Consider the following 13,217-nt stretch of genomic DNA (forward strand, 5'->3'; position numbering starts at 1 on the left):
GCCTGAAGGGCGTCCCCGCCGAGTTCCGCGAGTGGATACTCAAGGCGGACGCCGCCTGCAAGGAGCAGGAGCTGACCCCGGCACTGCTGGCCGCGCAGCTCTGGCAGGAGTCCAAGTTCAAGACCTCCAAGGAGGAGGCGACCAGCCACGCCGGCGCGCAGGGTCCGGCGCAGTTCCTCCCCTCGACCTTCGCGACGTGGGGACGCGACGACGACGGCAACGGCGAGACGAGCCTGTGGGACATAGGCGACGCCGTCATGGCGCAGGGCCGGATGATGTGCTCCCTACTGAAGCAGGCGAAGACCTCCGGCTACCCCGGCGACGTCCGCGCCCTCGCGCTGGCCGGGTACAACGCCGGATGGGGCCGGGTGCAACAGTTCAAGGGCGTGCCCCCGAAGTCCTTCGCGAACGGCGAGACCTACGACTACGTCCAGCTCATCCTGAGCTACATCCCGCGCTTCCAGGGCCCGAGCCTGATCCAGGTCTCCGGCCATGGCGCGGCGGCCGACGCGCTGCGCAAGGCGGTCGGCCGGATCGGCACCCCGTACGCGTGGGGCGGGGGCGGACCCACCGGTCCCACGAAGGGCTTCTGCGACGGCACCAACGGCTACCTCGGCGGCGAATGCGTGGCCTCCAGCACCATCGGCTTCGACTGCTCCGGCCTCGTGCAGTACGCCTTCTCGCCGAAGCTGAAACTGCCGCGCACGGCCGCCGCGCAGTACGGCGCGACGTCCGACCGGCCCGTCTCCCGCAGCGACCTCAAGGAGGGCGATCTGCTGTTCTGGTCGCACGGTGGAAGCGGCTCGATCTACCACGTGGCGATCTACGCGGGCGACGGCAACGTGGTGCAGGCGCCGCGCACCGGAAAGAACGTGGAACTCGCCCCGCTCACCTCTGCGATGCCCGAGCGGGACTACTACGGAGCCACCCGCCCCTGACCCGAAACGACGTGTGCCGCAGACCGGCCTTCGGTCTGCGGCACACGTGCGTCCGGCCGGTGCTACCGGGTCTTGCCGCTCTTCGGCGCGGGTCCGGCCTCGCGGTGCGCGGCCACGCCGGGCGTGGTCGGTGCCGCGCCCTTCCCGGCCGCCTTAGTAGGGCCCACGCTCGGCGACGTCGACCGGGCCGCCGCGGTGCTCACCTTCGGCCCCGGGCCCGCCGGCGTACCGACCGGCTTGCGCAGCGCGTCGTTGGCCGCCTGGACCAGGCGCCGCCCCATCTGCGACTGCGGACCCTCCTGCCATGAGGTGTCCTTCGACAGCCGGGCCAGGTGCTCCGCGACCGGCTGCCCCTTGCTCTCCATGTCCGCCATCCGCGCGGCGACCAACGGCCACTGACGGGCCGACACCAGCAGGTCCGCCTCCCGCTCCGCGCCGGGCATCGCCTCGCGCACCATGCGCGCGAACCGCTGGTTCTCCGACGGCGCGATGGACAGTTGTCGAAGGGCCCGCTCCCGGTCCCCCAGGTCGAGATCCTTGGGGATGTCCAGCCCGGTCGTCAGCGGCCCGTACGACAGCTTCGCGTCCCGGCTCGCGGTCGGCACCTCCGCCGCCGCGAGCACCTTGGCGACGGCCTGGTCGACGCCGACGCCCTCCTCGTGCGCGGAAGCGAGGATCGCCCGCACGTCGACTCCGCGCTCGTTCAGCGTCGCCATCGTCCGGGCCATCTCCGGCCACGCCGGGGAGGACAGGATCGCCTCGCGCACCGGTCCCGCCGGCAGCGTCTCGCGCAGCGCCTTCGCCCACTCCTCGGTGCCCTCGCGCTTCACCTTCTCGGCGTTCGCCGCGACCTGATCCCGCACCGTCACGGTGATCTCGCCGACGCGCGGCAGCATCGTCTCCAGGTCGACCCCGGCGCCCTTGAGCGCCATGAGCTGCTGGGCGAGCTGGGGCCAGTCGGCGCCCTCCAGCAAGGCCGTGGCGATGTCGTCCGGGAGGAACTTCTTGACCTCCTCCGAGGCCTCCGCCGCCGCCTTCTCGGCGTCCGGGAGTTCGTCCTCCTTCCCGGCCTTCTTCTGCTGCTGACGGCGTACCGCGTCCGCGATGGCCATGACCAGACGGAACGCCATCACGGAGGTCTGCACCGCTTCGGCGGCGGCCTCCGCGAAGGCTTCCCCAGGGCGTTCCTCTGGCGTCGGCATCGTCATGTTCGCTCCCCTCGTTACCGGGCCCGTCGCGGGCCCTTGCGCTGCTCGTCACCCGGCGGCCGACGTGTCGGTCCGGGCGCCCCCGTCTTGCGCGGCCCACTGCTGCGGCCAGTGCCGCCCGTGGACGTCGGCGACGGGCTCTTGCCGGTGGCCGTCGCCGTCGCACCGCGCTGACGACTCCACCCGTCCAGCCGCCATGTAAGCACTTCGGCGACCGAGTCCGCTGAGGTCAACTCCCTTCGCGCGGCGACCGCGGCGAGGACCTCGACCGGATCGTCCCCGGCCTTCTCGACCGCCGCCAGTCGGGTGCGCAGAGCGGGCCACGCCGGGTCCGCGAGCACCGCCCGCGCATGCTCGGGAACCGCCTCCTGGAGCACGCCCGCCATCGGCTGCTCCCCCGAGACCGCCGGGGTCCGGCGGGCCCCCGAAGGCCGGGTCGCCGTGCGCTTCGGGCGCGGCCGGAACTCGCGCGCCGCGCTCGCACCGGCGGTCACCTCGACCGCCTCGCGCAGCAGTCGACCGGACCGCCCGGAGGCCTCCGCCTGGGCCCGGTGCTCCTGCGCCTGGTGCCAGCGGCGGGAGGCCTCGATCGCGGTCACCAGGGCGAGCAGAAAGCCGAGTGCGGCGACCGTGTCACTGCGCCCGGCGGCCGCCGCCGACTGGGACAGCAACTGCGCCGACTCCCGGTAGAGGCTGCGCGCCTGACCCTCCAGCGCACGGTCGCCCGGCACGCGCGAGGCACGCTCGAACTCGTACGCCGCGTCCCGCAGCCGATCGCGCACCATGCGCGGCGAGATCACCGCCGCGATGACGATGAGGTCGCCGAGCGCGGCGACGTCCCCGGCCCCCTGGTGCAGCCCGCCCGCGCCGAGCTGGTCCGCGGCCGCGCGCACGCGCCGCTCCGCCTCCTGCCACATCTCCGCCGGTACGACCGTCGGCACCGTGACGGGTCTCGTCCAGCGTTCCCGCACGCGCGGCAGGGACAGATCGGAGGCGAGCCGGGCGCCGGGAAAGAAGACCGCGCGCTGCCTGCCGTCGCGGTCGCCGGGCAGGGCGACGGAGTACCCGGTGATGTTCCCGTCCGGCGCGACGCGCTTGTTCACTCGGACCCCGGCGGCGGTGAGCCGGGTGAAGAAGTCGTCCTCGTTCGCGGCGGCGGCCGCGGCCTCCCGAACCGTCCGCTGGAGCGTCTCGCGTACCGGCTCCGACAGTCCGCGCCGGGTCGCCTTCTCCTGCTCTCCGGTCTTCGGCCACTTCCGCGCGGTCTTGTCGCCGTGCTTCAACCGGCGCAGCCCAAACTCGACCTCGAACTTCCGCGCGGCCGCGTGCATGTTCGGGATGTCCTGCCGCAGCCGCGGCTGCCGACCGTCCTGCCGGGCCTGCGTCGCGACGATGTGAATGTGGTCGTCGGCGTGCCGGATCGCTACCCACCGACAGCCCTGGTCGTCGCCGTGCTTGGCGATGCCGGCGGCGTGCATCATCTCGCGGGCGACCCGCGCCCATTCCTCGTCCGTCAGGAGCCGGTCCTCGGGCGCGTTGCGCACCGCGACGTGGTAGACGTGCTTGGCCGGTCGCTTGCCGAGCAGGGCGTGCACCGGAGCGTCCAGGATGAGCGCCAGGTCGGCGATCGTCATGTGCGGCGAGCGCGCCGGGTCCTCGACAAAGGGGTCGTCCCAGGAAGCCACCATGTGCGGGTCGGTGTGCTCGTCACGCTTGCCCGGGCCGTACAGGTAGTCCAGCAGTCCCCAGGTGTCCGTACCGTCCCGGGCCTTCTTCGGCATCATGCGCGCGGCCGCCGTTCGCGCATCACCTGGCGCGTCGCCTCGTCCATGCGCTGGATCGTCTTGAGGATCGCGTCCAGCGTGGCCGCGAGCTGGTCACCGGTCACGGTGCCGTCGGCGTTCAAGGCCTTCGCGATCTGGTTCACGTTGTTGCCGATCCGCGAGGCCTGGTTACGGGACTGGATGAGTTCGGCGATGAGGTCGCGGGCGTCGACCGAGACGGGCACGACCTTCTCCTTGGCCACCTTCAGGGCGGCGTCGCCGACCCATGCGGCGAGGGCCTGGTTGTCGCGGGCGGCTGCCTCGCGGACGATCGTCAGCTCGGTGTCGGTGTAGGAGACCTTGATGCGCTTGTCGCGACGGCCGTCGGCCTCGCGCTCGCGGTAGCGCGCGCTGCGATCGGAGGAGCGGCGCCGGTCGTCCGCTGCCGGTGGCTCTGCCACGCAAGCCCCCCTTCCCAACCCCCCGGTCCGTGCTCGGACCAAAGATCACCGGCCGCCCACAGTAGTGGGCCGAAAGCCGGTGCTCACGCAAACTGGGCCCAGTTTGCACTAACTCGCTTCCGGTGGCTGAGGCCATCCGGAAGCGCACACGGTGCACGTGGCAGCCCGTCAAAAACCCCCACGGCCTGCGGTGATAGACCCGCCCCCGCGGCCGCCGTCCGGGCGGTGCCAGTACGATCACGGCATGGCGAGTGCACACGACTTCATGCAGAAGATGAGGGAAGCGCAGGCGGCCCGCGAGAAGGCCTTCGAGCCGCTGGCGGAGATCCTGGGACAGCGCGCGGAACTCCAGCGTCAGTTGGCGGCACTGGACGCGCCGTACGCCGAGGCGTTCGTCGCTGCGGAGGCGGCTGGCTGGACCGCGGAGGAGTTGAAGGGGATCGGTGCCGAGGAACCCGCGAAGCGTCCCAAGGGGCGCTCGCGCGGCACCCGACGGACGTCGAAGAGGGAGAAGCCGGAGGCCTCCGCACAGGAGTCCTCGGCTACGCCGCCGGCGGGTACGGTGCCCGCGCAGGAAAGCGCCGGAGACGCTGCCCCGGCGACCGCCGGAAGCGTCTCCGGCTGACCGCGACGAACGCAGAGACAGGGGCCCCGCTTCGCGGGGCCCCTTCGCGTTGTGCACTCCCTCCCCGGCCTTTCCAGTGTCCGGCCGGGCTCCTCCGTATCAAGGTCGTACGTCCACTCCTCGCCGCGTCGCTCGTTCCTCCCGACGCGTCTGCGGTGCGGGCGCTCCACCTTGACACTCCGTCCCCCGACCTTGGGAAGGCCTTGACGGGGAGGGAGGAAAAAGGGTCGGCGCCCCAGGGTCCGGCGGGTGGTCCGGGCCGTCTCGCGGGTGCGGCCGGGAAGGGCGGGGCGATCCAGAAAACTGGAACACACAGCGATGCCCGGAACCCCTCACGATCAGGTTCCGGGCCCGTGGAGCGAAGTGTGGTTCAGGGAGTGGGAAGGGTGCGGAGGTCCCGGAGCATGACCGTGAAGTTCGGGCTGTCCGGGAATGGCTGCCGGTTGCCGATCCGGCGGTACCCCCACGTCTCGTACAGCGCTTCCACCTTCGGGTGGTCAGGGTCGACCAGGAGCACGGCCAGGGCCTCCGGCCGGTCCGCAAGCAGCGCCTCATGCAACCGTTCGGCGGTGCCGGTCTTGCGCCACCGTGGGCGCACCATCAGCTCGGAGACGGAGAAGGTGGAGGCGTCCGTCGGCGGGTCGGCCAGGTGCTCGCGCCACCATTCGCGGCCCTCTGTGGCCGGGGCGCCGTAGGCGAAACCGACGGGCTCGGCTCCGTCGTATCCGATGACGCAGGCGTATCCCGGATGGCCGCCCCAGTGGTCCACGAACCAGGGGAACCGCTCGTCGAACTCGGTCATGTCGTCGGCGTAGGCATCCGCGTGCACGTCCAGGAGCGTCTGCCGGATGGTCGGCAGATCTTCGTGGCCGAAGCGGCGGAGTTCGACGGCTGTGGTGGTCAAGAGCTGCTCCATTCGGTCCGGTACCGGTCGGTCCACTCGTGCGCAATGTGCGCAGAGGGAGCGCATGCGATCAGGTCGCGCTGGAAGTCTCCGAGGAGCTGCCGCATCCTGCCGGGAAGCGGTGCGCCCTCCATGATCGTAAATACGGTGCCACTGGTGTCACAGGCTTGGTCGACATCGCCCTGGTGGAGCTGCGCGAGTGCGAGTCGGGCGGTGGTGTGGGCGCGGTTGCGACGGTAGGACTCGGGCAGCGCGGCCAGTGCCCGGTGGGAGGCGGCCTCCGCCTCCGCCGGCTGACCCACGACATCGCGCACGATGGCGGTCAGGGAGTACAGCTCTGCCGGTCCATAGAAGGCAATCCATGTCGACCGAGGCTGTGACAGGTCGGCCTTCGACAGGGCGTCCTCAGCGCGACCGAGAGAGCGGAGTGCTGCGCGGGTGTCGCCGCCGTGAGCGAACCCGACGGCGGTGCGGGCGTGGGCGAGCGAAGTGTGCAGTGGACTGCGCCGGGCGATGGCTGTCGCGTGGGCGGCCTGCGCGGAAGCCACCGCTTCGGCGTACTCGTGGCGCTGCCGGGCGAGCATCGCCCGGAGGTTCCACACCTGCATGGCCATCTCGGAGTCCTGGGCCAGACCGGCGAGCGTCAGGGCCCGGTCCAGATGGCGGCCCGCGCCGTCCAGTTGACCGGCATCAATGAGGGACCACGCCGCCGTCGCGGTGAAGTCGGATGCGAGCGCGAACAGGCGTTGCCGAACCCGCTGCGTGGTGGACTTCTTCTGTAGGCCGAGGGCTTCGGCGGCGCCGTCCAGGGCGGCCCGCTCCAAGCCGTGACCGCCTCGATCGGCGTCCTCTGCGACCAGTCGCTCGACGTCGTCGCGCAACCGGATCACGTCGTGCGTGCCGACGCGCGAGGGTCGGTCTGATGCGGGGCCGATGGGGATGGCGGCGGCCGCCGCGGTACCTGCGGCCGCGCCGAAGAAGCGGCGACGGTGCACGTCGGGGTCCTCCGGTAGTGCTGATTTTGACTTGGACTTCCCCCGGGGCACGAACCCTAGAACCAGGATGGGCAGACCGGTGACGATCTCCAGGGCTCGACGCTGACGTTCCTGGGGCCACTGGTTCTCACCGGACAGCCAGCGGAACACGGTGCGCTCGGACGTCGTGCCCTTCTTGCCGGTGAACGCGCCGATGGCGTCGTTCACCGCGTCGGCAAGCTCCCCGACCGACATCTGGTGTCGCCTCACCCAGGCGGCTAAGGGTTCGTTTCTGTTCTCCGCCACGACAGCACGGTAGGGCGTGCGCCCACCCTGCGGCAGGTAAAGGAAGAGTCAATATGTCAGGGAGGGTGTAGCAGGCTCGGGCAACTTCGTCATGCACGTCCGGCGGTGACGGGCTGTTAGGTGATGTGTACGGCCCCGCCGCGCCTCGTTCCCCCGTGGGGCACGGCGGGGCACCGTCCTTCGATCTATCTGCTGAGGCAGCGATGAGCAGTGCAGGAACCCCCCAGGAACACTCCGCCGCACCGGCGGCCCCGGACCCCGCTGCGACCGTGCTGTACGTGTGCGCCGACCGCGGCACCTTGATGCCGGGTCTGGCCGCCCAGCGCGCAGAAGAGGAGGGTCGAGCCTTCGCGCGGGAGCACGCTCTGGCGGTCACCGAAGTGGTCACGGACGAGTTCGGCGAGCCGGACCCGGCCCGTCGTCCGGGGTGGCAGCGAGTGCGGGAGTTGGCTGCCGCCGGCGCGGTCGCCTCGGTGCTTGTCCGATGGCCCGCAGCCATCGCTCCGGAGTCTTCCTCCGAGTACCGCTACCGCGAGTCGAGCTGGCTCCTGGAACACGGCGTGCGCGTGCGCTACACCTGGGCGCCCCTGGTCTCGATGGGCGGTGCGGCCCGGTGACCCGCAGCAGCATGCTCCACCGTGAGCACCGCTGGCTCGGCCGTGAGGTTGAGGACACCGCGACCGGTCGTCGCGGAACACTTCGCGCCATCGCCCCTGACGGTGACAAGCCGCGTCCGGTGGCGTGGCTGATCCCGACCGGCGGTGGCACGGAGTGGACCACCGATCCGGCGTCGCTCGCCAACCCCGCCCCGCTCACGCCGGACACCCCGCCCGCCTCATGACCGGCCACCGACGCCGTTCGCGTCGCCGCGCCCTGCCCTGGTGGGCCTGGTGGCAGACCTGGTTGCTCGGCGGCGCGCTTGCCGCCCTGGCGCTCGTAGTCCTGCGCCCTCTGTAGACCCCGGCTGGGTCGGGGTGGACGTCACATCCCCCGGCCCAGTCGGTCAGCTCCACCCGACAGAGCACCACCGACGAAGGGAAGAACGGTGACCACAGCTACAGCACTTCCCGAGCCCGAGACCGTGGCCGCGCGGGCCGGGCACATCCTGGAGGACTGGCGGGCCGACGCCGAGATGAAGACCGTCCTGGACGGCTGCGCGAAGTACAGCAGCGACTGGGACGACTTCTATGGCGGCCCGCTCATCAGCACCTACAGCGTCGCCCGGGACGCGCGGCACCTCCTCGGCGACGCGCTGAAGGTGATGGCGCTCAAGTCGGCCGTCTACGAGCTGACCGGCGACGAACTCCTCGCCGAACTGCCCGTGCCCGTGCCGGTCGACGTCACCTGCCACGCGCTGTGCGCGCAGTTCACCGCGCTGTCGCGCATTCAGCAGCGCACCGGGCATCTGTTCGTGCACTCCACGGTGAACGAACACGTCAACGACACCGCCTGGGACACCGGTGACTACACCCATCGCGCCTACGAGGCGGCGTTCGGTCCGGTCGACGACCGGTACTGGATTCCGGCGCAGGAGGCCGAGCGGCGCCGGCGGGTGCTCGACGGCAAGTACGCCTCCATCGGCATCACCGACCGCGGAATGACAAGCGCCATCGGCTACGCCGCGACGGCGTAGCCGATGTCTGCTCCGGCTCCTGCGGTTCCGTCCTGGGCGGCGGGGCGATCCGGTCCGGCTCCAGCCCTACCTTGTGCGGGTGGACGCACGCCGGTGTCCGGTCGCCAAGCGTGTAGCGGAAGCCGTCGGCCGGGTCGAACGGGCACTCCCACGAAGGGCGCGAGTACACGACGAACGCCTCGCGCGGCAGACGCTTCGACGGGCAGATGCCACATGCCGGATGGTCCTCGCCCTGGGCGAACGGCTCGCTCATGACGGCACGGTAGCGGAGCACCGGCACCCGCCGAGACCGGAACACCGGAACGGAGACGGCGCTCACCCCACAGTGGTACGGGGTGAGCGCCGTCGCACGCGAGAAGGCCCCGGCGAGGCCGCTGATCTCCAGCGGCCCGCCGGGGCTTTGGTGTTGCCGGGGCGGACTCCCCTACGCCGCCGTCGCGGTCGGTGCGGGTTCCTCGCCGAAGAGGTTCAACTGCTCGGGCTCGGTGACCGTCGCGCCGGTGTCGATGCCGTACAGCTCGTGCACGTAGGCGCGGACCTTGGTCTCCCAGTTGGCGTCTCCGAGGATGCGGCCGAAGATCGCGGCGGACACCATCGGGCAGACCGCGTCCGCCGCCTGCTGGGCGACGTTGCGCACGCCGCGGCCGCGCCCGACGTGGGTCCACGGGTAGTCGGCGGGGAAGCCGACCAGGCGGCCGATGTCGGACTGGCTGATGGTCTCGCCGGTCTCGGAGTCGGCCCACCCGTACGCGGTCGCGGTGACGCAGGTCGACGGCAGGTCGGCGCTGCGCGAGCCGCCGCCCTTGGCCCGGCCGGTGGCGGGGTCGACGGGCCGGTGGCCGCGCGTCAGGTAGGTCCGGCCGGTGGGCCAGTCGACCACCTGGGCGAAGGTGGGCGCGGGGATCGGGGCGGCCGGGACGACGTCCACGAACGGCTTCTCGGCGCCGCGGTGGGCGGCCATGAACCGGCGCTTGCGGTGGGAGGCGCCGTAGTCGACGGCATCCAGCGTCCACGCCTCCGTGGTGTGCCATCCGGCCTGCGTCAGTTCGCCGAACAGCGCGTCCTCGATCTGGCGGGGCAGTGCGCTGGACTGCTCGACCATGACGCACTCCAGGATGCTGCCGGGCCGGGCGAGCATCCCGAGCGGCCAGATGATGACCTCCGCCATGAGCCCGGCGCGCGGGTCCTCCAGCTCAGCGAGCGGGGCTCGGACCTCGTCCCAGGTGTCGCCGGAACGGGGCGCGTAGCCGGTCTCCGAGTGCTCCCAGGGAAGGAACCCGGCGGCCGCGCCCGCCTCCCAGATGACGCGACAGATGGTGTCGATGGCGGCGGTGTAGCGGCCCTTGCCGAGTCCGCTCGGGGTGAACGCCTGGCACGGCGGGGTGAGGGCGATGATGCTGACGAACTGGAGCGCGGGGTTCTCCGGGTCCAGCGCGGTGACGTCCGCGTGGATGACGCGCAGTCCGGCGGCGACGGCGGTGGCGACGGCGCCGCCGTCCAGGTCGATTCCGATGATGTCGACGTCCGCGCCGAGGATGTCGCGCAGACCGAGGGAGAGGCCTCCGGGACCGTGGAAGAGGACGATCACGCGCTTGCGCAGGATGCGGCCGAAGGTGTCGCGCTCGGGCGCGAACAGCCACTCGATCGGGAACGGCGCCGCGTACCACTCCAGCAGTGCGCGGGTCTCGTCGTCCAGTGCGGCGAGCCGGTCGGCGGTGACCGGGCACTGGGACTCGATCCGTCCCAGCGCGACGGCGGCGCGCTCGCCGCGGGCCTCGCGGGCGAGTTCCTCGACGCGCTCCTCGTACCCCTCGGTCACGGCGTACGCGCACTCGGCGATGCGCTCGACCGCGTTGAACGCCCACTCCTCGGACTGCTCGTTGGGGTTGAGGGCGGCGTACTCGGTGAGCAGGGCGGCGGCCGTCTGGCACTCGGTCAGCGCGGGGTGTCCGGCGGCCGCGGCGATGGCGGCGGCGTCCTCGGCTTCCTGCTCGGCCGCGGCGGTGGCGTAGTCCGGGTCGATGGCCGCGGGGCGCAGGAGGTTCAGCATCCCGCCGGCGGAGGCATGGGTGGTTCCCATGTGGCCACGTCCTTGGTGTCGTTGAGGGTTCTCGGTGTGGCCCGGGGGCCGGTGCCGGTCGGGATTCCCGCCCCTTCCGACGTAACTAATACTCTCAAGTTTTAGGGTGTGAGTCAACCCCTGACGCCCCACAAAACCGCAGGTCAGAAGCGTTTTTGAGGGCGTTTCAGGCGCCCCCGCCACTCCCCCGGCGGACGCCGTACGACGGGCCGGTCGGGGGGCTCCCTCCTCGGTCGGGCAGGCGCAGCCGACCGCGGGCCGTGTCGGGGTGCCAGGCTCGCGCTCGCGCGACCGCCGTAGGCGGCTTGGCCTGGCGGCCCGGCGCGGGCTGTGGTCCCCTCCGGGGGCCCGTCCGGGGAGGGAGTCCCCCGACCCCGCCACCGATCACCCATCACGGGCCCGCAGTTCACCGCGCTCCCCCTGCCCCCTTCGAGAGAGGGCCGGGGGTGTGGGGGCGGAGCCCCCGCTGTCTGGACCGGCGGGCGCCGACCGGCCGCACCCCGAACTCACCTCTTAAGAGGTGTGATTGGGCTCCGGCCGGACCGGTGGCGGGTACGACAACGGCCAGTGCGCCCCGGGTCGCGGGGTGCACTGGCCGGTGCCGGGCTCGGTGGCCTACTGCTGGGCCTGCTTGCGGGCCTGGGTGAGGAGTCGCTTCCAGGTGTCGACGGACTGGCCGTGCCGCTCGGCGAGGGCGGCGGCGACGTCGGCGACCTTCCGGCCGGGGGCCGCGGCCAGCGCTTCGGCGGCCAGGCGGACGCGCGGGTCGGGCGTCTTCGCCTTCGCCGCGCGCTTCTTGGGGTCGGGGCCGGAGGGGCGCCCGCCCTTGGTGCCGAATCCGCTGACCGGGTTGTCGACCCATGCCCAGAGCTGGGCGCGGGTGCGGTACTCGCGGGTGCGGGTGGTCAGTTGCTCGGTGCGGACCGGGTCCGGCCACTCCGGCGGCGGGTTCTTCGTGTACTGGGTGATCCGGGCCGGGTCGACGCCGAGGACGCGCGCCTGCCCCGCCGGCGGGAGCTGCTCGTCCGGGTCGCCGCTGCGGTCGACGCCGGACAGGTCGCGGGGACGCTTGCAGTGCTCGGTGAACCAGTCGTCCCACACCTGCACGTCCCAGTGCATGACGCCGTCGATGTCGCGGGCCTCGGGGTGGCCGTTGGTCCCGCGGTCGCGCCACAGCTTCCACAGCGTGTCCCGGCTGTAGCCGCTGTGCGCGATCAGGTCCTCTCGGCTCGCCCACTGGCGGCCCTCGATCGTCTTCACGGGTGTGCTCCTGGTGGTGTCGGTCGCAGATACGATGGTGCCTGGTTCGGTTTTGGGCCTGTTGAGGGCCCTCGGTGGCCGGACCGCACGGCCCGGCGGGATTCCCACGCTTTTGCGCCCCGCCGGGCCGCTCGATGTCCGGCTCCGGGCCGGTCAGCTCCGGGCGCGCTCGATGATCTCGCGCAGGCTGATGGACTGCTTGAACTGCTTGCCCATGTCGACCTCGGCCTCGGCGTACTCGTCGAAGATCTCGGGGTTCAACTGGGCGGAGAGCACCAGGTCCTCGTTCCCGGCCAGCGGGCAGGCACGGCAGCTCAGGCGCCGCATCCCCATGCGGTATGCCTCGTGGGATGCGATGCCGTTCTCCCGGTGGATCTCCCAGACCTGCTCGGTGGTGAGCTGGTGGATCGGGAGCCACGTCGTCACGACCCGCAGCGTGCCCTTTCCGGACATGCGGTTGCGCTCCAGGACCGGCTTCTTGGCGCGGGCCCGGGACTCCTCGGCGCGCATGCCCATCGCGTACCCGGCGCGGACCGGGCGCCCGAGTCGCAGCTCGGCGCCGACCTCGTCCACGTAGTCGCGGCCCACCGCCGTCTTGGTGTCGCTCGTGCAGTAGCGCGCGAAGTGGCCCGGCCAGTTGCCGTGGGAGCGAATCCGCTCCCACAGCGAGCCCCACCGCTTGCTGCGGCGGACGGCGAAGGGGACGCCGTACTGCTCGGCGTGCGCGCGGGCGACTTCGAGCGCTCCGGGCCACTCGACCAGGTGGCCGCGCTCGGTGGTCCCGAGGTCGCAGTGCAGGATGCGGACCTTGTGGAGCTGGCCCGCCTTGTCGGCCCGGGTGCAGACCTCGTGCACGGTGGCCCCGCTGTCCTTGCCGCCGCTGTCGCCGATGACCACGACGTCGTGGGCGTCGAAGTCGAACTCGGCGGACTCCGCGGGCGCGGCCGGCGCGACGGCCGGCGCGGCGAACAGTTCCATCTGGGCGGCGGCGCACCCGGCGGCGCACGGCGGGGTGAAGGGCTTCTTCGTCACGGTCGTCTCCTGGCTGAGGTGTTCGGTGTGGTC

Annotated in this window: 13 protein-coding genes; 5 read left to right on the plus strand and 8 right to left on the minus strand. The window is 71.9% G+C overall.

Translation table 11 applies throughout. The features are described from left to right. On the plus strand, window positions 1–938 hold a 938-nt coding region (locus BKD26_RS34485; protein WP_107418103.1), incomplete at its 5' end, for a bifunctional lytic transglycosylase/C40 family peptidase. A 62-nt stretch (window positions 939–1,000) separates the two neighbouring features. Here BKD26_RS34485 and BKD26_RS34490 read toward each other — a convergent pair. Genes BKD26_RS34490 through mobC form a run of 3 tightly spaced genes read right to left on the minus strand, consistent with a single transcriptional unit; the run spans window position 1,001 to window position 4,370 of the window. Next, on the minus strand, window positions 1,001–2,146 hold the full coding sequence (locus BKD26_RS34490) for a hypothetical protein (RefSeq protein WP_084906430.1): 1,146 nt from the start codon (window positions 2,144–2,146) through the stop codon (window positions 1,001–1,003). A gap of 14 nt (window positions 2,147–2,160) precedes the next feature. After that, the gene (locus BKD26_RS42145; protein WP_143662748.1) at window positions 2,161–3,930 is read right to left on the minus strand and encodes a mobilization protein; all 1,770 of its coding nucleotides are present in this window, start codon (window positions 3,928–3,930) and stop codon (window positions 2,161–2,163) included. Beyond that, window positions 3,927–4,370 carry a plasmid mobilization relaxosome protein MobC gene (gene mobC / locus BKD26_RS34500; RefSeq protein WP_179166818.1) on the minus strand — a complete coding sequence of 148 codons (444 nt, stop codon included), beginning with the start codon at window positions 4,368–4,370 and terminating at the stop codon, window positions 3,927–3,929. The genes BKD26_RS42145 and mobC overlap by 4 nt, the downstream gene beginning before the upstream one ends. A gap of 244 nt (window positions 4,371–4,614) precedes the next feature. On the opposite strand from mobC, the gene BKD26_RS34505 reads away from it, so the two are divergent. Then, the gene (locus tag BKD26_RS34505) at window positions 4,615–4,995 is read left to right on the plus strand and encodes a hypothetical protein (protein WP_084906435.1); all 381 of its coding nucleotides are present in this window, start codon (window positions 4,615–4,617) and stop codon (window positions 4,993–4,995) included. 370 nt (window positions 4,996–5,365) lie between these two features. Here the strand turns inward: BKD26_RS34505 and BKD26_RS34510 are convergent, their stop codons facing one another. Continuing rightward, window positions 5,366–5,899, minus strand: a complete 534-nt coding sequence (locus tag BKD26_RS34510) for a GNAT family N-acetyltransferase (RefSeq protein WP_084906566.1) — start codon at window positions 5,897–5,899, stop codon at window positions 5,366–5,368. After that, complete coding sequence (locus BKD26_RS34515; RefSeq protein ID WP_241518985.1) at window positions 5,896–7,179, minus strand: XRE family transcriptional regulator; 1,284 nt, start codon at window positions 7,177–7,179, stop codon at window positions 5,896–5,898. The genes BKD26_RS34510 and BKD26_RS34515 overlap by 4 nt, the downstream gene beginning before the upstream one ends. A gap of 203 nt (window positions 7,180–7,382) precedes the next feature. On the opposite strand from BKD26_RS34515, the gene BKD26_RS34520 reads away from it, so the two are divergent. From BKD26_RS34520 to BKD26_RS34530, 3 genes are all read left to right on the plus strand, one after another. Then, window positions 7,383–7,796 (plus strand): hypothetical protein, encoded by a 414-nt coding sequence (locus BKD26_RS34520; RefSeq protein WP_241518986.1) that lies wholly within the window; start codon window positions 7,383–7,385, stop codon window positions 7,794–7,796. After that, window positions 7,793–8,020 carry a hypothetical protein gene (locus tag BKD26_RS34525; protein WP_084906437.1) on the plus strand — a complete coding sequence of 76 codons (228 nt, stop codon included), beginning with the start codon at window positions 7,793–7,795 and terminating at the stop codon, window positions 8,018–8,020. The genes BKD26_RS34520 and BKD26_RS34525 overlap by 4 nt, the downstream gene beginning before the upstream one ends. Window positions 8,021–8,224: 204 nt before the next feature. Beyond that, the gene (locus BKD26_RS34530) at window positions 8,225–8,812 is read left to right on the plus strand and encodes a hypothetical protein (RefSeq protein WP_084906439.1); all 588 of its coding nucleotides are present in this window, start codon (window positions 8,225–8,227) and stop codon (window positions 8,810–8,812) included. A 424-nt stretch (window positions 8,813–9,236) separates the two neighbouring features. Here BKD26_RS34530 and BKD26_RS34535 read toward each other — a convergent pair whose 3' ends face one another. The 3 genes from BKD26_RS34535 to BKD26_RS34545 all read right to left on the minus strand — a co-directional run bounded on the left by BKD26_RS34535 (window position 9,237) and on the right by BKD26_RS34545 (window position 13,184). Further along, on the minus strand, window positions 9,237–10,892 hold the full coding sequence (locus BKD26_RS34535) for a DNA cytosine methyltransferase (protein WP_084906441.1): 1,656 nt from the start codon (window positions 10,890–10,892) through the stop codon (window positions 9,237–9,239). Window positions 10,893–11,507: 615 nt separating this feature from the next. Continuing rightward, window positions 11,508–12,152, minus strand: coding sequence for a hypothetical protein (locus BKD26_RS34540; protein WP_084906442.1), 645 nt, complete (start codon window positions 12,150–12,152; stop codon window positions 11,508–11,510). A gap of 153 nt (window positions 12,153–12,305) precedes the next feature. Beyond that, window positions 12,306–13,184 carry a phosphoadenosine phosphosulfate reductase family protein gene (locus BKD26_RS34545; protein WP_084906445.1) on the minus strand — a complete coding sequence of 293 codons (879 nt, stop codon included), beginning with the start codon at window positions 13,182–13,184 and terminating at the stop codon, window positions 12,306–12,308. Window positions 13,185–13,217: the final 33 nt, after the last annotated feature.

The sequence above is a fragment of the Streptomyces sp. CB03238 genome (assembly GCF_002099185.1).
Lineage (GTDB): Bacteria > Actinomycetota > Actinomycetes > Streptomycetales > Streptomycetaceae > Streptomyces.